General features: G+C 72.0%; 16 protein-coding genes. 9 read left to right on the top strand and 7 right to left on the bottom strand.

What is annotated here, in order from left to right; translation table 11 throughout:
• Nucleotides 1-2: 2 nt before the first annotated feature.
• Complete coding sequence (locus IF73_RS0111140; RefSeq protein WP_031006185.1) at nt 3-1,970, top strand: kelch motif-containing protein; 1,968 nt, start codon at nt 3-5, stop codon at nt 1,968-1,970.
• A gap of 7 nt (nt 1,971-1,977) precedes the next feature.
• Here IF73_RS0111140 and IF73_RS0111135 read toward each other — a convergent pair whose 3' ends face one another.
• Together IF73_RS0111135 and IF73_RS0111130 are read right to left on the bottom strand one after the other, a co-directional pair.
• Nucleotides 1,978-3,000, bottom strand: a complete 1,023-nt coding sequence (locus IF73_RS0111135) for a glycoside hydrolase family 6 protein (protein ID WP_031006182.1) — start codon at nt 2,998-3,000, stop codon at nt 1,978-1,980.
• A 64-nt stretch (nt 3,001-3,064) separates the two neighbouring features.
• Nucleotides 3,065-4,060 carry an ArsR/SmtB family transcription factor gene (locus tag IF73_RS0111130; RefSeq protein WP_031006180.1) on the bottom strand — a complete coding sequence of 332 codons (996 nt, stop codon included), beginning with the start codon at nt 4,058-4,060 and terminating at the stop codon, nt 3,065-3,067.
• 70 nt (nt 4,061-4,130) lie between these two features.
• Here IF73_RS0111130 and IF73_RS0111125 point away from each other — a divergent pair, with 70 nt between their 5' ends.
• The 4 genes from IF73_RS0111125 (at nt 4,131) to IF73_RS0111110 (ending at nt 8,065) form a co-directional block, all read left to right on the top strand.
• A complete protein-coding gene (locus IF73_RS0111125) occupies nt 4,131-5,375 on the top strand; it encodes an MFS transporter (RefSeq protein ID WP_051716677.1) in 1,245 nt (414 codons plus the stop codon).
• Between the two features lie 31 nt (nt 5,376-5,406).
• On the top strand, nt 5,407-5,916 hold the full coding sequence (locus tag IF73_RS0111120) for a MarR family winged helix-turn-helix transcriptional regulator (protein WP_031006176.1): 510 nt from the start codon (nt 5,407-5,409) through the stop codon (nt 5,914-5,916).
• 43 nt (nt 5,917-5,959) lie between these two features.
• Complete coding sequence (locus tag IF73_RS0111115; RefSeq protein ID WP_031006174.1) at nt 5,960-6,292, top strand: DUF3817 domain-containing protein; 333 nt, start codon at nt 5,960-5,962, stop codon at nt 6,290-6,292.
• Nucleotides 6,293-6,364: 72 nt separating this feature from the next.
• A complete protein-coding gene (locus IF73_RS0111110; RefSeq protein ID WP_031006172.1) occupies nt 6,365-8,065 on the top strand; it encodes an acyl-CoA mutase large subunit family protein in 1,701 nt (566 codons plus the stop codon).
• A gap of 66 nt (nt 8,066-8,131) precedes the next feature.
• On the opposite strand, the gene IF73_RS0111105 is transcribed toward IF73_RS0111110, so the two are convergent.
• The gene (locus IF73_RS0111105) at nt 8,132-8,551 is read right to left on the bottom strand and encodes a PPOX class F420-dependent oxidoreductase (protein WP_031006170.1); all 420 of its coding nucleotides are present in this window, start codon (nt 8,549-8,551) and stop codon (nt 8,132-8,134) included.
• A gap of 9 nt (nt 8,552-8,560) precedes the next feature.
• Nucleotides 8,561-9,184 (bottom strand): TetR/AcrR family transcriptional regulator, encoded by a 624-nt coding sequence (locus IF73_RS0111100; protein WP_031006168.1) that lies wholly within the window; start codon nt 9,182-9,184, stop codon nt 8,561-8,563.
• Nucleotides 9,185-9,436: 252 nt separating this feature from the next.
• On the opposite strand from IF73_RS0111100, the gene IF73_RS0111095 reads away from it, so the two are divergent.
• From IF73_RS0111095 to IF73_RS0111080, 4 genes are all read left to right on the top strand, one after another.
• Nucleotides 9,437-10,402, top strand: coding sequence for a tetratricopeptide repeat protein (locus IF73_RS0111095; RefSeq protein ID WP_031006166.1), 966 nt, complete (start codon nt 9,437-9,439; stop codon nt 10,400-10,402).
• Between the two features lie 627 nt (nt 10,403-11,029).
• A complete protein-coding gene (locus IF73_RS0111090; protein ID WP_078868012.1) occupies nt 11,030-11,698 on the top strand; it encodes a DUF6230 family protein in 669 nt (222 codons plus the stop codon).
• Between the two features lie 106 nt (nt 11,699-11,804).
• Nucleotides 11,805-12,377 carry a DUF6114 domain-containing protein gene (locus tag IF73_RS0111085; protein WP_031006162.1) on the top strand — a complete coding sequence of 191 codons (573 nt, stop codon included), beginning with the start codon at nt 11,805-11,807 and terminating at the stop codon, nt 12,375-12,377.
• Entirely contained in the window at nt 12,367-13,713 is a 1,347-nt protein-coding gene (locus IF73_RS0111080) for a hypothetical protein (RefSeq protein WP_031006160.1), read from the top strand. Before IF73_RS0111085 ends, IF73_RS0111080 begins: the two co-directional genes overlap by 11 nt.
• Nucleotides 13,714-13,807: 94 nt before the next feature.
• Here the strand turns inward: IF73_RS0111080 and pyk are convergent, their stop codons facing one another.
• From pyk to pta, 3 genes are all read right to left on the bottom strand, one after another.
• A complete protein-coding gene (gene pyk, locus IF73_RS0111075; protein WP_031006158.1) occupies nt 13,808-15,238 on the bottom strand; it encodes a pyruvate kinase in 1,431 nt (476 codons plus the stop codon).
• A gap of 98 nt (nt 15,239-15,336) precedes the next feature.
• On the bottom strand, nt 15,337-16,551 hold the full coding sequence (locus tag IF73_RS0111070) for an acetate kinase (protein WP_031006156.1): 1,215 nt from the start codon (nt 16,549-16,551) through the stop codon (nt 15,337-15,339).
• On the bottom strand, nt 16,548-18,641 hold the full coding sequence (pta, locus tag IF73_RS0111065; protein WP_031006154.1) for a phosphate acetyltransferase: 2,094 nt from the start codon (nt 18,639-18,641) through the stop codon (nt 16,548-16,550). The genes IF73_RS0111070 and pta overlap by 4 nt, the downstream gene beginning before the upstream one ends.
• Nucleotides 18,642-18,837 lie beyond the last annotated feature (196 nt).

The following is an 18,837-nucleotide window of genomic DNA, read 5'->3' as shown; positions in this document are numbered from 1 at the left end:
CCATGGCCTACCGGCCGTCCAAGAAGTTCAAGAAGACCCTGCTCGGCAGCGGCGCCGTCGTCGTCCTCGCGGCGCTCAACGCGCCCGCCGCCGTCTCCTTCGCCTCGGAGAAGTACCACGCCTACAAGATCGCCCAGCCCGGCTACAAGAAGAAGTACGGCTCCTGGGGCGGTGTCTCCGTCCCCGACGGGGCCCGGATCAACGCCATCCACGCCGCCCTCCTGCACACCGGCAAGGTGCTGCTGATCGCGGGCTCCGGCAACAACCAGAAGAACTTCGACGCGGGGACCTTCGACACCGTCCTGTGGGACCCGGTGAAGAACACCTTCAAGAAGATCCCCACCCCGGAGGACTTCTTCTGCGCCGGCCACAGCCAGCTCCCCGACGGGCGGCTCCTGGTGGCCGGCGGCACGGCCCGCTACGAGGTGCTCGACGGCGGGGTGAAGAAGGCCGGCGGCGGGATGCGGGTGAAGAACGAGAGCCCCGACAAGGCCGTCACCCTGAAGAAGGGCACCCGCTTCCGCTCCCCGTCCGGGGTCGAGTACGTCACCACCACCGACGTCACCGTGCCCAAGGCGAAGCGCGAGTTCGAGATCTCGTACTTCAAGAGCGGCCAGATGAAGCCGTGGAAAACCAAGGTGACCGCGGCCGAGGCCCGGGTCTTCGTCGAGGCCGTCGAGGAGGGCCCGCAGGGCCTCACCACCGAGGCCGCCCAGTACGAGGTCGTCGGGCTCAAGGGCGAGCAGGCCGACAACGTCTACGGCCTCGCCCAGAAGCTCACCACCGAGAAGCAGGACTTCCAGGGCATCAAGGCCGCCTACGAGTTCGACCCCAGGGCGGAGAAGTACATCCCGGTCGCCCCGATGAAGGACGCCCGCTGGTACCCCACGCTCGTCGGCCTCCAGGACGGCAAGGTCCTCGCCGTGTCCGGGCTCAACGACGTCGGCGACGTCGTCCCCGGCGACAACGAGATCTACGACCCGAAGACCAAGAAGTGGAGCAAGGGCCCCTTCCGCTACTTCCCCACCTACCCCTCGCTCTTCCTCACCAAGGGCGGCAAGCTCCTCTACACCGGCTCCAACGCCGGCTACGGGCCCGCCGAGAAGGGCCGCGCGCCGGGCCTGTGGGACCTGAAGACCAACAAGTTCACCACCCTGCCCGGGCTGACCGACCCCGACCAGCTGGAGACCTCCGCCTCCCTGATCCTGCCCCCGGCGCAGGCCCAGAAGGTGATGGTCCTCGGCGGCGGCGGGGTCGGCGAGTCCGCCAAGTCCACCGCCCGCACCTCCATCGTCGACCTGAACACCGACAGCCCGACCTTCCGGGACGGCCCCGCCCTCCCGCAGGGCACCCGCTACCTCAGCAGCGTCCTGCTCCCCGACGACACCGTCTTCACCACCGGCGGCTCCCGCGACTACCGCGGCCGCGGCGGCAGCGACATCCTCAAGGCCCAGTTCTACGACCCCGCCGCCAACGCCTTCGCCGCCGCCGCCGACCCCATGGTCGGCCGCAACTACCACTCGGAGGCGCTGCTGCTGCCCGACGGCCGGGTCGCCACCTTCGGCTCCGACCCGCTCTTCGACGACAAGGACAACACCAAGCTCGGCACCTTCGAGCAGCGCATCGAGGTCTTCACCCCGCCCTATCTGCACAAGGCGGGACCCGACCGGCCGGCCCTCGGCGAGGGCCCGCGGGAGCTCGACCGGAACGGCCGCGCCACCTTCAAGACCAAGGACGCCGGCCGGATCGCCAAGGCCCGCCTCATGCGGCCCAGCGCCGTCACCCACACCACCGACGTCGAACAGCGCTCGGTGGCCCTGGAGCTGACCAAGGGCAAGGACGGACTCACCGTGACCGTGGACGCCCCCGAGGACCGCACGCTCGTGCCGCCCGGCTGGTACATGCTCTTCGTCACCGACGACGCCGGCATCCCCTCGGAGGCCAAGTGGGTCCAGGTGAAAGGCGACTGACGGATGATCAGGACCGTGCGCGGCGGGCGAGCCCGAGCGCGTAGTCCGGCCACCAGGTCCCCGCGGCCGGGCCGCCCCGGCACTGCCCGTCCGAATCGCCCGGACGCTTGATCCACAGATACGCGTCCACCAGCGCGTCCCCGGTCCGGTCCGTCGGCGGCACGCCGAGCGACCGGCCCGGGGGATTGCACCACGCCTCCGCCCGGTCGCCCGGGAGGGGGCCGGCGCCGTTCCGGCTCGTGTCGATCGTGAAGTGCATCCCGCCGAGCAGCCCCGACAGGGCCGCCCCGAAGTCCCGCACCGCCGCGTTGGTCTGGAAGTTCGACACGTTCAGCGAGAAGCCGTCCGCGCGGGAGATCCCCGCCCGCCGCAGCGGCTCCACCAGCTTCCCCGGATCGTCGATCCACGCCGGGTTCCCCGCGTCCAGGTAGACCCGGGTCCGCGGCTGCCGCTTCAGCCGCTCGATCGCCTCCGTCAGCAGCTGCGACCGCTCCTCGTGGTACTGCCCCGGCGTGCAGCCGTCCACCATGTGCGGCACCGCGTCCGGCTCCAGCACCACCACCGCCGAGGCGTCCCCGATCGCCGACGCGAAGGCGTCCACCCACGCCCGGTACGCCTGCGCGTCGTGCGCCCCGCCCGCCGAGTACATGCCGCAGTCCCGGTGCGGGATGTTGTACGCCACGAAGACCGCCGTCCGGTTCTCGGCCGTCGCCCCGCGCACCGCCCGCAGGATCTCCGGCACCGGGTCGTCCCCGGCCGGCCACTCCGCGACCGGCTGCTCCGAGATCCGCTTCAGCACGTGGGCGTCGTCGGTGCGGCCCTGCGCCTCGTACTGCCGCACCTGCTTCGCCGCGTCGCTCTCCGGGTCCACCCAGAACGGCGACCCGCCGGTCGGTGCCGGGGCCTCGCCCTTCGTCGCGGCGGGCGGGCCGACGGGGGAGGGGGCGGGCCCGTCGGAGGAGCACCCGCTGCCGGTCAGCAGCAGGGCGGTCGCGAGGGCGAAGGCGGTGACGGCGGTACGGCGGGACATCCGGCCCCCAGGGTCGGCAACACGGGGAGTGGCGGAACCAACGGGACGTATCGTTACATGACGGTCAGCCGGCGTCCGGCTGCGACACCGCGATCCCCAGCGGCGTCCGCTCGTACAGCACCTGGTGGCCGTAACGGCGCGAGGTCAGCAGCCCCGCGTCCCGCAGCACGGCGAGGTGCGCGGAGACCGACGACGGAGCCCGCCCCAGCCGGTGCGCGAGCGCCGTCGTCCCCGTCGGCTCGTCCAGCGCGCACAGCACGTCCGCCCGCACCGGGCCGAGCAGCCGGGCCAGGGCCCGCGGCGTCCGCTCCCGCGACTCCGTCCACAGCCCGCCGATCCCGCGCACCGGATACACCACCGTCGGCTGCCACGGCTCGTCGAAACCGCTCACCACCTCGGGCCAGATGAACACCGACGGCATCAGCACCAGACCCCGCCCGCCCAGCGCCCGCACGTGCTCGCCGCGGTAGGCGCCCACCTCCAGGACCGCCGCCTCCGGGTCCCAGGAGAACGACGGGTGCAGCTCTGCGAGCAGCCGTTCGAGACCGCCCTCCGCGAGCCGCCGCGAGTGGTGGGCGACGTCCGCCTCGAGCAGCGCCCGCAGCCGGGGCCAGTGCGGGGCGATCAGCGCCTCCCAGGCGGCCTCCAGCAGACCGGCCAGCCGCTCCACCGCCCCGGCGGGGTCGGCGAGCAGCCGCCGCCCCTCCGCGCTCTCGGCCGCCCCCGGCGTACAGGCCAGCGCCCGGGCGAGGTCCGGCCCGACCAGCGCCGGATCGACCGCACGTACGGCGGCGAGCTCCTCCTCGAAGGAGGCGGCGGGCCCCAGCGGCGGCGGGTACAGGAAGTCCGGCGAATGCCCCCGCAGCGGCATCAGCAGCTGGAGCGGCGCCAGGTCCAGCTCCCGCGCCGCCCCGCCGATCCGCCGCAGCCACGGCAGGTGGTACCCCTGCTGCCGCGGCCGCGCCAATACCCGCACGGCGGACTGCGTCTCCCACAGCGGCGACACGGCGAACCGGATCCGCAGCGGATCGGCTTCGCCGAAGACCAGGTGGTACGGCACCACGCCCCCCGAGATTCGGCTGAAGCCGAAAGTCTAGGGCGGAGCCCACCCCGCGCAGCAGGCTGCGCCCATGACCCGGACCGACACCCCCGCCACCGCTCCCCCCGCCGCGGAAACCGCCCCGCCCGGCTACCTCGCCGTCTTCCGCGTCCGGGAGTTCCGGTGGGTGTTCGGGGCGCACCTGCTGTCCCTGCTCGGGCTCGTCGTCAGCGAGATCGCGCTCACCGTGCTCGTCTACGACCTCACCCGCTCCCCGCTCCTCTCCTCCCTCACCTTCGCGCTCGGGTTCCTGCCCTACCTCCTCGGCGGCACCCTCCTCGCCGGGCTCGCCGACCGCCATCCGCCCCGTCGCGTGCTCGTCGTCTGCGACCTGGTCTGCGCCGCCGCCGTCGCGCTGATGGTGCTGCCCGCCACCCCCGTCGCCGGGCTCCTCGTGCTGCGCTGCGCCGTCGCCGCCGTCGCCCCCGTCTTCCAGGGGACCCGGATGGCGACCCTCGCCGACATCCTCGGCGAGGGGGACCTCTTCGTCCTCGGCCGCTCCCTCCTCCGGATCGTCTCCCAGTCCGCCCTGCTCGCCGGGTTCGGCGTCGGCGGCGTCCTCCTCACCGTCCTGCCCGCCCGCGGCGCCATCGCCCTCACCGCCGGCACCTTCCTCCTCTCCGCCCTCCTGCTGCGCCTCGGCACCGCCCGCCGCCCCGCCCGCGCCGCGGACCGGCGCGAAGGGCTCGGCGCCACCTGGTCGCTGCTGCGCGACCGGCGGATCCGCGCCCTGATGCTGCTCTTCTGGGTGCCGCCGTTCTTCGTCGTCGTCCCCGAGGCGCTCGCCGCCCCCTACGCCGACGAGCTCGGCGTCTCCACCGCCGCCCTCGGCCTCCTCATGTGCGCCATGCCCGTCGGCACCATCGCCGGTGAGCTCCTGGCCGGCGCCGTCCTGCGCCCCGCCACCCGCTCCCGGCTCGTCGCCCCGCTCCTCCTCGCCGGCTTCCTCCCCTTCCTCCTCTACGCGCTCCGCCCCGGCCCCGCCCTCGCCGCGCTCGCCCTCGTGCTGGCCGGCGCCGCCGGGGCGTACACCCTCGGCCTCGACGCCTGGTTCGTCGCCGCCGTCCCGGAGGAGCGGCGGGGGAGGGCCATGACCCTCATGACGGCCGGGATGATGACCGTCCAGGGCGTCGGCATGGCCGGCGCGGGGCTCGTCGCCGAGTTCGTCCCCGTCCATCTGACCGTCGCCGGCGCCGGCGTCCTCGCCACCGCGGCCGTGGCCGCCCTGCTGGCCGAGGCCCGGGCGTCGGGCGGCCGAAAAGTGAGACGGGGCTGACCGCCATATGACCAGTCGGTAAGGTCGACGCGTGCCGAAGCCGCTCAGTCTCCCCTTCGACCCCATCGCCCGAGCCGACGAACTCTGGCAGAAGCGCTGGGGTCCGGTCCCCTCGATGGCCGCGATCACCTCGATCATGCGCGCCCACCAGATCCTGCTGGCCGAGGTCGACGCCGTGGTCAAGCCCTACGGGCTGACCTTCGCCCGCTACGAGGCTCTGGTGCTGCTCACCTTCTCCCAGGCGGGCGAGCTGCCGATGTCGAAGATCGGCGAGCGGCTGATGGTCCACCCCACCTCGGTGACGAACACGGTGGACCGCCTGGTGAAGTCCGGCCTCGTCGACAAGCGCCCCAACCCCAACGACGGGCGCGGCACCCTCGCCTCCATCACCGAGAAGGGCCGCGAGGTGGTCGAGTCCGCCACCCGCGATCTGATGGACATGGAGTTCGGCCTGGGCGCGTACGACGCCGAGGAGTGCGCCGAGATCTTCGCCCTGCTGCGCCCCCTGCGGGTCGCGGCGCACGACTTCGACGAGGGCTGACCCCGGCGAAGATCGCCCGGAACGGGCGGTTACGCTCGACGGCATGAAATCCAGCGTGCTGACCCGCTACCGCGTCATGGCGTACGTGACCGCCGTCATGCTGCTCGTGCTCTGTGGCTGCATGGTCGCCAAGTACGGCTTCGACACCGGCGAGGACCTGACCTTCGCGGTCTCCCAGCTCCACGGTGTCCTGTACATCATCTACCTGATCTTCGCCTTCGACCTGGGCTCCAAGGCCCGCTGGTCGTTCGGCAAGATCGTGTGGGTGCTGCTCTCCGGCACGATCCCCTTCGCCGCTTTCATCGTCGAGCGTAAGGTCGTCGCCGAGGTGAAGCCGCTGGTCAGCGGCGCGCAGCCGGTTCCCGCGAACGCCTGACACCCACCCCCGCACAGATGTGCGGGGGTGTGCCATCGACATTTACTAGGACGTCCTAGTAAATTCGAAGGCATGGACGCTGACGCCATCGAGGAAGGCCGCCGTCGCTGGCAGGCCCGTTACGACAAGGCCCGCAAGCGCGACGCCGACTTCACCACGCTCTCCGGGGACCCCGTCGAGCCGGTCTACGGGCCCCGGCCCGGGGACAGCTACGAGGGGTTCGAGCGCATCGGCTGGCCCGGCGAGTACCCCTTCACCCGGGGACTGCACCCGACCGGCTACCGGGGCCGCACCTGGACCATCCGCCAGTTCGCCGGCTTCGGCAACGCCGAGCAGACCAACGAGCGGTACAAGATGATCCTCGCCGCCGGCGGCGGCGGGCTCTCGGTCGCCTTCGACATGCCCACCCTCATGGGCCGCGACTCCGACGACCCCCGCTCCCTCGGCGAGGTCGGCCACTGCGGTGTCGCCATCGACTCCGCCGCCGACATGGAGGTCCTCTTCAAGGACATCCCGCTCGGCGACGTCACCACGTCGATGACGATCTCGGGCCCCGCCGTCCCCGTCTTCTGCATGTACCTGGTCGCCGCCGAGCGCCAGGGCGTCGATCCGGCCGTGCTCAACGGCACGCTCCAGACCGACATCTTCAAGGAGTACATCGCGCAGAAGGAGTGGCTCTTCCCGCCCGAGCCCCACCTGCGCCTCATCGGCGACCTGATGGAGCACTGCGCCGCCGGCATCCCCGCGTACAAGCCGCTCTCCGTCTCCGGCTACCACATCCGCGAGGCCGGGGCGACGGCCGCGCAGGAGCTGGCGTACACCCTCGCCGACGGCTTCGGCTACGTCGAGCTCGGTCTCTCCCGCGGCCTCGACGTGGACGTCTTCGCGCCCGGCCTCTCCTTCTTCTTCGACGCGCACCTCGACTTCTTCGAGGAGATCGCCAAGTTCCGCGCCGCCCGCCGGATCTGGGCCCGCTGGATGAAGGAGGTCTACGGCGCCAAGACCGACAAGGCGCAGTGGCTCCGCTTCCACACCCAGACCGCCGGCGTCTCGCTCACCGCCCAGCAGCCGTACAACAACGTCGTGCGGACCGCGGTCGAGGCCCTCTCCGCCGTCCTCGGCGGCACCAACTCCCTCCACACCAACGCCCTCGACGAGACCCTCGCGCTCCCCAGCGAGCAGGCCGCCGAGATCGCGCTCCGCACCCAGCAGGTGCTGATGGAGGAGACCGGCGTCGCCAACGTCGCCGACCCGCTGGGCGGTTCCTGGTACGTCGAGCAGCTCACCGACCGGATCGAGGCCGACGCCGAGAAGATCTTCGACCAGATCAAGGAGCGCGGGCTCCGGGCCCACCCGGACGGGCAGCACCCGATCGGCCCGATCACCTCCGGCATCCTGCGCGGCATCGAGGACGGCTGGTTCACCGGCGAGATCGCCGAGTCCGCCTTCCGCTACCAGCAGGCCCTGGAGAAGGGCGAGAAGCGGGTCGTCGGCGTCAACGTCCACCACGGCTCGGTCACCGGCGACCTGGAGATCCTGCGGGTCAGCCACGAGGTCGAGTGGGAGCAGGTCCGGGTCCTCGGCGAGCGGAAGGGCCGGCGCGACGAGGCGAAGGTCCGCGCCTCCCTCGACGCGATGCTGGCGGCGGCCCGGGACGGCTCCAACATGATCCCGCCGATGCTCGACGCGGTCCGCGCCGAGGCCACCCTGGGCGAGATCTGCGACGTGCTCCGCGACGAGTGGGGCGTGTACGTGGAGCCCGCGGGCTTCTGACGCCCCCGACGCGAACGGACAGGGCCGGTACGGGACCTCCCCGCACCGGCCCTTCGTCCGCCCGCGTCAGCGGACCGAGCCCAGCACCTTCGCCGGGGTGATCCGGAGCACCACCCGGACCTTCTCCGGCGGCAGCTCCAGGTACTCCCGGCCGGCGCCCTCGCCCTCGTACTTCTCCGCCAGCGCCACCGCCAGGGCCCGGCCCTCGTCCTCGGTGACCGTGGCCGTGCCGCGTATCTCCGCGTAGCGGTCGGGGTCGCGGCGGTCGAGGAGGGTGAGGGAGACCCGGGCGTCGGCCCGGATGTTCCCGACCTTGCGGCGGCCGTCCTGGCTGGAGATCAGCACGTCGTCGCCGTCCCGGCCCACCCACACCACCGAGGTCTGCGGGGAGCCGTCGGGCTGGATCGTGGCCAGGACGGCGTGGTTGACGTCGTCCAGCAGGGCGCGCACCGGCTCGGACAGCCGGATGTCTGTACGGGTGATCATGCGGGCACGCTAGCCGAGCGCCGCCACCGCGCCCAGGCCGCCCACGAGCAGCGCGGAGAGCCGGGCCACCCACTGGCCGTCCACCGGCTCGGCGCTCACCAGAGCGCGGTGCACCACGGCGCCGGCGACCACGTCGAAGATCAGGTCGTCGATGGCGTCCACGGTCACCGGGTCGCGGTCCGCGGGGAGTTCGCCGCGCTCCTGCGCCCGCCGCCGACCGTCGAGGACCAGCCGTTTCTGGCGCTCCACGATCGAGGTGCGGATCCGTTCGCGCAGCGGCACGTCCCGGGTCGACTCGGCGACGACGGCCATCAGCGCGGTCTTGGTCTCCGGGCGCTCCAGGAGGGCGGCGAACTGGAGGACCACGTGCTCGATGTCCGCCTGGAGGGAACCCAGGTCGGGCAGTTCGAGTTCATCGAAGAGGACGGCGACGGCGTCGACGACCAGTTCGTTCTTGTTGGCCCAGCGGCGGTACAGGGTGGTCTTGGCGACCCCGGCGCGGCCGGCGACGTCGCCCATGGTGAGTTTCGACCAGCCCAGCTCCACCAGGGCCGCGCGGGTCGCCTCCAGGATGGCCGCGTCGGCCTCGGTGGAGCGGGGGCGGCCGGTTCGGGGGGTGGTGCGGCTACACATGAACGACGACCATACTCGCCGGTAGGTACGGCGCCAGGGGCCCGTCGTGTGAGGCAGTTCACGGGAGGACGGTGGCCCCCGGCCCCGCGTCGGCCATTACGCTACGACCCGTAGCGAAAGGCATTGAGCGGCCTGAGCGACAACCATGCAGGACCGCCGGGTGGGGACCCGGCGGGTACGGGCGCCCTCGGCGGAGGGTGCTGTTCAGCCATGGCTTACCGGTTCCGCGCGCGGAAGGGGGAGGATGTACTCATGCAGCCCCGAAACATGTCCATGAGCGGCGTCGTCGACCTCGCCGCGGTGAAGGCGGCCGGAGAGGCCAAGGCGAAGGCGGAGCAGGCGCGCGCCGAGGCGGCGCGCCACGGCGGACCCGCGGCGGTGCCGCCGTCCGCCCTCGTGATCGACGTCGACGAGGCGGGCTTCGAGCGCGATGTGCTCCAGCGTTCCGCCGAGGTCCCGGTCGTCCTCGACTTCTGGGCCGAGTGGTGCGAGCCGTGCAAGCAGCTGGGTCCGCTCCTGGAGCGGCTGGCCGTGGAGTACGACGGTCGTTTCCTGCTCGCGAAGATCGACGTCGACGCCAACCAGATGCTGATGCAGCAGTTCGGCATCCAGGGAATTCCGGCCGTTTTCGCGGTCGTCGCCGGCCAGGCCCTGCCCCTCTTCCAGGGTGCGGTGCCGGAGGCGCAGATCCGCGAGACCCTCGACCAGCTGATCCACGTCGGCGAGGAGCGCTTCGGCCTCACGGGCCTCACCGTGGACCGGGACGCCGCCGGTTCCGGGTCCGAGCGGCCGGCCGCCGGCCCGTACGACGCCCTCCTGGAGGCGGCCATGTCCGCCCTGGACGCGGGCGATCTGGCCGGCGCGGTGCAGGCGTACAAGAACGTGCTGGCCGACGACCCCGAGCACCCCGAGGCCAAGCTGGGCCTCGCCCAGGCCGAACTGCTGCAGCGGGTGCAGGGCATGGACCCGCAGGCGGTGCGGAAGAACGCGGCGGACGACCCGGCGGACGTCGAGGCGCAGATCGCCGCCGCCGACCTGGACCTGGCGGGCGGTCATGTGCAGGACGCCTTCGGGCGGCTGGTCGAGACCGTCGGCCGGACCTTCGGCGACGACCGGAACACGGCCCGGCTCCGTCTCCTGGAGCTGTTCGAGGTGATCGGCCCCGAGGACCCGCGGGTGATCGCGGCCCGGCAGGCGCTGGCCCGCGTGCTGTTCTGAGCCCGTTGTCCCCGGCCTGAGGCTAAGCGCCTGCTCAGGGCGGGGAAGGGTGCCGGATCGTCCGTCGATTTGGCGACACGGTGACAACCGGCGGCCGCGCTTTACCAAATCTTGATAATCGCGGCCGCTGTTACTTGCAGTAAATCGAACCCGTGTGTCTGTCCGGGTTCACCCTCCTATAAGCGGATTTTCGGCACCTCGCGCCCCCACCCTGCGTGCCCGCTCGGCGGCATCACGCCATGGCGCGGTCACACGTCCGTTACTAGCGAGTAATGAACCCCTTGTGCGGGCGCCGGGAATGGACCACGATCGGCCACGCTCGGTCCGAACCGCACGCCCCGGCAACCGCCTGGACGCGCGGCGCGGGTCCCCACCGGGCGGGCCGGCGCCCCAGGCTGCCGGCCATCGGACAGGGGGGTTCCTGCTCCCACCGGGCAGGACCTGTCCACCGGGCCGTGCGCACGCGCGGCACATGGTTGTCGCTCGGGGGTGATCGCCGGTGATCCGGACGCGCGTCGCGTCTCCTGATGCCTCGGCGCTCTCCTTCCCGAGGACGTAGCTCTTCTCCCATCCCAGGACGGGCCCCGGGCCCCTCCTGGAGATGTACGTCCGAGAAGGAGGATTCTCATGAGTTCCCAGGTTCGTGGCGGGACCAGATGGAAGCGGTTCGCCGTCGTCATGGTCCCGAGCCTGGCGGCCACGGCCGCGATCGGTGTCGGCCTGGCGCAGGGCGCGCTCGCCGCGTCCTTCGCGATCTCCGGCCAGGAGTTCAAGGTCACGACGGACAAGCTCGAGGGCACCGAGTTCGTCCAGTACGGCAGCGTCGACCAGGGCAAGGACCTGGAGGGCAAGCCGTTCGCCGCTCCGGTCGCGGTCTCCGGCTTCGACACGGCCAAGATCACCAACATGTGCCAGTCCGTCGTGACCCCCGTCCTGGGCCTGGGTGACATCACCCTGCGCCTGGAGGCCGGCAAGGCCGCCGCGAAGAGCGGCGCCGACGCGGACAAGGTCCAGGCCAAGGACATCTACCTCGATGTCTCCTACCTGGACGCCGACGCCGACTTCAAGAACATCGACATCGGCGTCGCGGCCGGCGGTCTGCCGAAGTACGACGGTGGCCAGGGCATCCAGCCCAACACCAAGGCCAACCCGAACGGCTTCGCCCAGCGCGCCGAAGAGGTCGTCCTGACCAACGTCAAGCAGAAGGCGTGGGCCACGACGGCCGCCACCTTCAAGCTCCCCGACCTCAAGCTGTCCCTGCACCGGGGCACCGAGAAGGAGTGCTTCCAGGACTGACCTGGTGCTCCGGGGTGCGGGCCGTTCCGGCGGCCCGCACCTGCACCGGGCCGGTCCCGGTCTCCTCACCTTTCTCAGCAACACCGCTTCCAGGGAGCTGTTTTCCATGAGCGCCGAGACCCCTGCCTCCCCCGAAGTCCGCAAGGAGAACCGGTTCAAGGTCTGGCGGCAGACCCGGCCCTTCTGGGCGGGCCTGTTCACCATCCTCGCCAGCCTGCCGATCGCCTACCTCCCGTACGGGGACGTACGCCTCGGCAACATCACCCTGGCCATGGCCACGACCGCCGGAGCCGGTGCGCTGATCATCGGCGTACTGCTCTTCACGCTCGGCCTGACGATGTGGTTCCAGCCCGTCGTCCGGGTCTTCGCGGGCATCGCGGCGATCGTGCTCGGCCTGGTCTCCATCCCCGTGTCGAACTTCGGCGGTCTCGTCATCGGGTTCTTGTTCGCCCTCGTCGGCGGCGGCATGTCCGCGGCCTGGGCACCCGCCCCGCCGGTCGAGAAGACCGGCCACGCGGAGCACGACGGTGAGCCGGCGGTCTCCGAGGAGACCGCGTACGACTCCGACTCCGAGGCCGAGACCGTCCTGGCGGCCGGAGTCCCGGAGCAGCGCGAGGCGTACGAGCCGGCGACCGACACGACGATCGACGCCAACGGCGGGAGGAACAGTGCGGGGTGACGAGACCCAGCAGGGCCTCGGGAGGAGCGGGCCGCGCCACGCGGCCCCTCGCAAGACGCTGCTGAACAGGATCCAGGGCCCCGCGGGCAAGGCGATGGCGCTCGCCGCCATGCCGACCGCGGTGCTCATGGGCATGGGCCTGGCGCCCAGTCCCGCCCTGGCCGACGAGAAGGACATCCCCTTCGCCCCCGGCCCCTGTGTGACCCGCTCCGACGAGCCGGTGGCGGAGGAGACGACGGCCACGCCCACGGCGAAGGCCACCGAGACCGCGAAGCCGGAACCGACGGCCACGGCCACCGAGCCGACCGAACCGTCCGAGGAGCCGTCGGCGACCCCGTCCGCCACCGCGACCGCGACCGCCGCGCCCACCGCCACGGCGACCCCGGAGCCGACGGCGACCGCGACCGCGTCCGCCCTCGCGGCCTCCGCCGCCGACACGGCCGCGCCCGCCCCGACGCCCACGCCCACCCAGTCGGTCAACCCGCTCGACCCGCTGGGCGTCGGCGACGCCATCACGGACTTCTTCGACGGCCTGGCCCCGGACCGGGAGCCGACGGCGACCCCGTCCGCCACCGCGACGCCCGCGCCGACCCCGTCGGCGACGACGGCCGCGCCGCAGCAGAAGGCGGCCACGGCCGACGAGCCCGCGCCCACCGAGGCACCCACCGAGGCGCCCGCCGAGCAGAAGGACACGGCCGCCGCGAAGGCCGACGCCGCCGCGGCGAAGACCAAGGCCGCCATCGAGAAGGCCGCCAAGCAGGCCGGCGTCGCGGTCAAGGAGCTCGACGAGAGCGCCAAGGGCCTGGACGCCAAGCAGGACACGGACATACCCGACGGCGCCAAGCCCCGCTTCCCCTGCCCCGAACGCGACGACGCGGCGCTCGCCGCGGCCGAGCTGGAGCCGGGCATCCCGCTGCTCCCGGACGAGCCGTGGCGCCTGGAGAGCACCATGCTCACGCTCAGCGGCCTGAAGTACCACGGCATCGTCGAGGTGAAGACCTACGGCGGCCAGGAGAAGAAGGTCCTGAAGTTCACCGCGACCTACGTGGGCATCAAGGACCTGCACCAGATCACCGAGCACTCCGACGGTCGCGAGGGCCACGTCCGCTCCCAGCGGGGCTCGACGTCGACCATCACCGGCGGCACCGTGACGATGTACACGGAGGAGCTGAAGGGCAACCTCCTCGGCATCATCCCGATCACCTTCGGCCCGGAGTCCCCGCCCCCGCTGGACCTCCCGGCGGTCTTCTTCACCAACGTGAAGCTCAAGCAGGCGGGCCAGTTCGGCGGCAACCTCCACGTGGAGGACCTCCGCAACACCGTCGAACCGGCCTGACCCCCGTACCACTCCGGGAGCCGCACAGAGCGACGGCCTCTCCTCCCACCCGGGAGGAGAGGCCGTCGTCGTGCGTGATCCCGAGGGGAGCGCGTCAGGCGCGCTCGCCGCCGCCCAGGTGGTGGACGCGGACCATGTTGGTGGTGCCGGGGACGCCGGGGGGCGAGCCGGCGGTGATGACCATGGTGTCGCCCTCGTTGTAGCGCTGGAGCTTGAGGAGCTCGGCGTCGACGAGGTCGACCATCGCGTCGGTGTTGTCGACGAAGGGGACGAGGAAGGACTCGACGCCCCAGCTCAGGGTGAGCTGGTTGCGGGTGTCGGCGTCCGTCGTGAAGGCGAGGATCGGCTGCTGCACCCGGTAGCGGGAGAGGCGGCGGGCCGTGTCGCCGGACTGGGTGAAGGCGATCAGCGCCTTGCCGCCGAGGAAGTCGGCGATCTCACAGGCGGCGCGGGCGACCGAGCCGCCCTGGGTGCGCGGCTTCTTGCCCGGGACGAGGGGCTGGAGGCCCTTGGAGAGGAGCTCCTCCTCGGCCGCGGTGACGATCTTCGACATCGTCTTGACGGTCTCGATCGGGTAGGCGCCGACCGAGGACTCGGCGGAGAGCATGACCGCGTCGGCGCCGTCCAGGATGGCGTTGGCGACGTCGCTCGCCTCGGCGCGGGTCGGCCGCGAGTTGGTGATCATCGACTCCATCATCTGGGTGGCGACGATGACCGGCTTGGCGTTCCGGCGGCACATCTCGACGAGCCGCTTCTGCACCATCGGCACCCGCTCCAGCGGGTACTCGACGGCGAGGTCGCCGCGGGCGACCATCACGGCGTCGAAGGCGGCGACGACCTCGGCCATGTTCTCGACGGCCTGCGGCTTCTCGACCTTGGCGATGACGGGGACCCGGCGGCCCTCCTCGTCCATCACCTTGTGGACGTCCTTGACGTCGGCGGCGTCGCGGACGAAGGAGAGCGCGACCATGTCGCAGCCCATCCGGAGGGCGAAGCGGAGGTCCTCGACGTCCTTCTCGGAGAGGGCCGGGACGTTGACCGCCGCGCCGGGCAGGTTGATGCCCTTGTGGTCGGAGATCACGCCGCCCTCGATGACGACGGTCTTGACCCGCGGGCCCTCGACCTCGACGACCCGCAGCTCGACGTTGCCGTCGTTGATGAGGACCTGGTCGCCCTTGGAGACGTCGCCCGGGAGGCCCTTGTAGGTGGTGCCGCAGATGGACTTGTCGCCGGGGACGTCCTCGGTGGTGATGGTGAACTCGTCCCCGCGGACCAGCTCGACCGGACCCTCCGCGAAGGTCTCCAGACGGATCTTGGGGCCCTGGAGGTCGGCCAGCACACCGACGGCGCGGCCGGTGTCGGCGGCGGCCTTGCGGAGACGGTCGTACCGCTCCTGGTGCTCTGCCTGGGTCCCGTGGCTCATGTTGAAACGGGCCACGTTCATGCCGGCCTCGATGAGAGCCTTCAGCTGCTCGTACGAGTCGACGGCGGGGCCCAGCGTGCAGACGATTTTGGAACGGCGCATGAGGCGGATCCTATCGGTTTGTTTCACTGCGGAATATTCCGGCTGGCGGAAAGTACAAATGGGCGGGGACCCGCTCAGGCGTTCACTCGTTCGAGTGGCTACTCGCTCACGAGTGCGTAGCTCTGACGGGCGATCTCCAGCTCCTCGTCGGTCGGCACCACGGCCACCGCCACCCGGGCGTACTCGGGCGAGATCACCCGCGGTTCGTCCGACCGTACGGCGTTGAGACCGGCGTCCACGGCGAGGCCCAGTTCCTCCAGGCCGGCGATGGCCGCCTCCCGTACCGGCGCCGCGTTCTCGCCCACGCCGGCGGTGAAGGCGACCGCGTCGACCCGGCCGAGCACCGCGTAGTACGCGCCGATGTACTTCTTCAGCCGGTGGACGTAGACGTCGAAGGCGAGCGCGGCGCGCTCGTCGCCCTCGTCGATCCGGCGCCGGATCTCGCGCATGTCGTTGTCGCCGCAGAGCCCGACGAGCCCGGACCGCTTGTTGAGCAGGACGTCGATCTCGTCGGCCGACATGCCCGCCACCCGCATCAGGTGGAAGGTGACCGCCGGGTCGACGTCGCCGGAGCGGGTGCCCATGACCAGGCCCTCCAGCGGGGTCAGGCCCATCGAGGTGTCCACGCAGCGGCCGCCGCGCACCGCCGAGGCGGAGGCGCCGTTGCCGAGGTGCAGCACGATCACGTTCACCTCCTCGGGCGCCTTGCCGAGCAGCTTCGCCGTCGCCCGGGAGACGTACGCGTGGGAGGTGCCGTGGAAGCCGTAGCGGCGGATCCGGTGCGCGTCGGCGGTCTCCACGTCGATCGCGTACCGGGCCGCCGCCTCCGGCATCGTGGTGTGGAAGGCGGTGTCGAAGACGGCGACCTGCGGCAGGTCGGGGCGGAGCGCCATGGCCGTGCGGATGCCGAGCAGGTTCGCCGGGTTGTGCAGCGGCGCCACCGGCACCAGGCGCTCGATCTCGGCGATCACCTCCTCGTCGATGACCGTCGGCTCGGTGAAGCGCAGCCCGCCGTGCACCACCCGGTGGCCGATCGCGGCCAGCTCGGGGGAGTCCAGGCCGAGCCCGTCCGCCGCCAGCTCCTCGGCGACCGCCTTCAGCGCCGCCGCGTGGTCGGGGATCGGTCCGGTCCGCTCCCGCTTCGCGCCGCCGCCGCCCTGCAGCGGGGTGTGGGCGAGCCGGGAGGTGTCCTCGCCGATCCGCTCCACCAGGCCCTGGGCGAGCCGGCTGCCGTCGCTCATGTCGAGGAGCTGGTACTTCACCGACGAGGAGCCGGAGTTCAGGACGAGGACGCGGGTGGGAGTGCCGGTCATGCGGGGAGCTCCTCGGTCGGGGCGGGGACCTGGGACTGGATCGCCGTGATGGCGACCGTGTTGACGATGTCGCTGACGAGGGCGCCGCGCGAGAGGTCGTTGACCGGCTTGCGCAGGCCCTGGAGGACCGGGCCGACGGCGACGGCGCCGGCCGAACGCTGCACCGCCTTGTAGGTGTTGTTGCCGGTGTTGAGGTCCGGGAAGATCAGCACGGTCGCCTGGCCGGCCACCTCCGAGCCGGGCAGCTTGGTCGCCGCCACGGAGGGCTCCACGGCCGCGTCGTACTGGATCGGGCCCTCGATCCGCAGCGCCGGGTGCGCCTCCCGGACCAGCTTGGTGGCCTCGCGGACCTTGTCGACGTCGGCGCCGGAGCCGGAGGTGCCGGTGGAGTACGAGAGCATCGCGATCCGCGGGTCGACGCCGAAGCGGGCCGCGGTGGCCGCCGACTGCACGGCGATGTCCGCGAGCTGCTCGGCGTCCGGATCCGGGTTGACCGCGCAGTCGCCGTACACCAGCACCTTGTCGGCGAGGCACATGAAGAAGACCGAGGAGACGATCGAGGCGTCCGGCTTGGTCTTGATGATCTCGAAGGCGGGGCGGATGGTCGCGGCGGTGGAGTGGACCGCGCCGGAGACCATGCCGTCGGCCAGCCCCTCCTGGACCATCAGGGTGCCGAAGTAGTTCACGTCCGAGACGACGTCGTACGCGAGCTCCACGGTGACGCCCTTGTGGGCGCGGAGCGCCGCGTACTTCTCGGCGAAGTCGTCCCGCAGCTCGGAGGTCTGCGGGTCGATCAGCTGGGTGTCCCGCAGGTCGACGCTGAGGTCGGCGGCCTTCTTGCGGATGGTCTCGACGTCGCCGAGCAGGGTGAGGTCGCAGACGTCCCGGCGCAGCAGCACGTCGGCGGCGCGCAGCACCCGCTCCTCGGTGCCCTCGGGCAGCACCACCCGGCGCCGGTCGGCCCGGGCCTGCTCCAGGAGCTCGTGCTCGAACATCATCGGGGTGACCCGGCCACTGGGCGCCACCGAGATCCGCTTGAGCAGGTCGGTGGTGTCCACGTGCCGCTCGAAGAGGCCGAGCGCGGTCTCCGCCTTGCGCGGGGTGGCCGCGTTCAGCTTGCCCTCCAGGGCGAAGAGTTCGGCGGCGGTCGGGAAGCTGTTGCCGGGGACGGAGATCACCGGGGTGCCGGGGGCGAGCCGGGCGGCCAGGGTGAGGACCGCGTCGGTGGGCCGCTCGTCCAGGGTGAGCAGGACGCCGGCGATCGGGGGCGTACCGGCCGAGTGGGCGGCGAGCGCGCCGACGACCAGGTCGGCGCGGTCCCCGGGGGTGACGACCAGACAGCCCGGGGTCAGCGCGTCGAGGAAGTTCGGCAGCATCGCGCCGCCGAAGACGAAGTCCAGGGCGTCGCGGGCGAGCCCGGCGTCGTCGCCGAGGACGACGGTCGCGCCGAGCGCGTGGGTGATCTGGGCGACCGTCGGCGCGGCGAGCGCCGGCTCGTCCGGGAGGACGTAGCAGGGGACGGGGAGCCGGGCGGCCAGCCGCTCGGCGATGGTCTCGCGGTCCTCGCCCGCCACCCGGTTGACGACCATCGCGAGGACGTCGCAGCCGAGGCCGTCGTAGGCCCGGAAGGCGTTGCGGGCCTCGGCGCGCACGGACTCGGAGGGCTGGCCCTTGCCGCCGACGACGGGGATGACGGAGGCGCCGAACTCGTTCGCCAGGCGGGCGTTGAGGGCCAGCTCGTCGGGGAGCTGGGTGGCGGCGAAGTCGGTGCCGAGGACGAGGACGACCTCGTAGTCGCGGGCGACCGCGTGGAAGCGGTCGACCAGCCGGGAGACCAGCTCGTCCGTGCCCTGCTCGGCCTGGAGGGCGGACGCCTCGTGGTAGTCCATGCCGTAGACCGTGGCGGGGTCCTGGGTCAGCCGGTAGCGGGCGCGCAGCAGGTCGAAGAGGCGGTCGGGACCGTCGTGCACCAGGGGGCGGAACACCCCCACGCGGTCCACCTGTCGGGTGAGGAGTTCCATGACTCCCAGCTCGACGACCTGGCGGCCGTCCCCGCGGTCGATCCCGGTCACGTACACGCTGCGCGTCACGCCGTGGTCTCCTGTCCAGTCCTGCGGTAGGGGCCCGTCCCGTGGAAGGGCCGTCCTGCGTGAGGGCCCGGCCCGTCCTGGGGGCCCGGCCCTCGCCCTGCGTCACCCCAGTCAACTCTCGATCCCGAAAAGAAGCCGATAGGGCGGCATTACCCCCTTGACAATACCCCTGCACCTGGGTAGGTCGCTTGCTGTA

Origin of the sequence: Streptomyces sp. NRRL F-5727 (assembly GCF_000719555.1) — a bacterium.
Classification (GTDB): Bacteria; Actinomycetota; Actinomycetes; order Streptomycetales; family Streptomycetaceae; genus Streptomyces.
The sequence above is the reverse complement of the archived record's forward strand: the minus strand, read 5'-3'. Positions and strand labels throughout refer to the sequence as shown.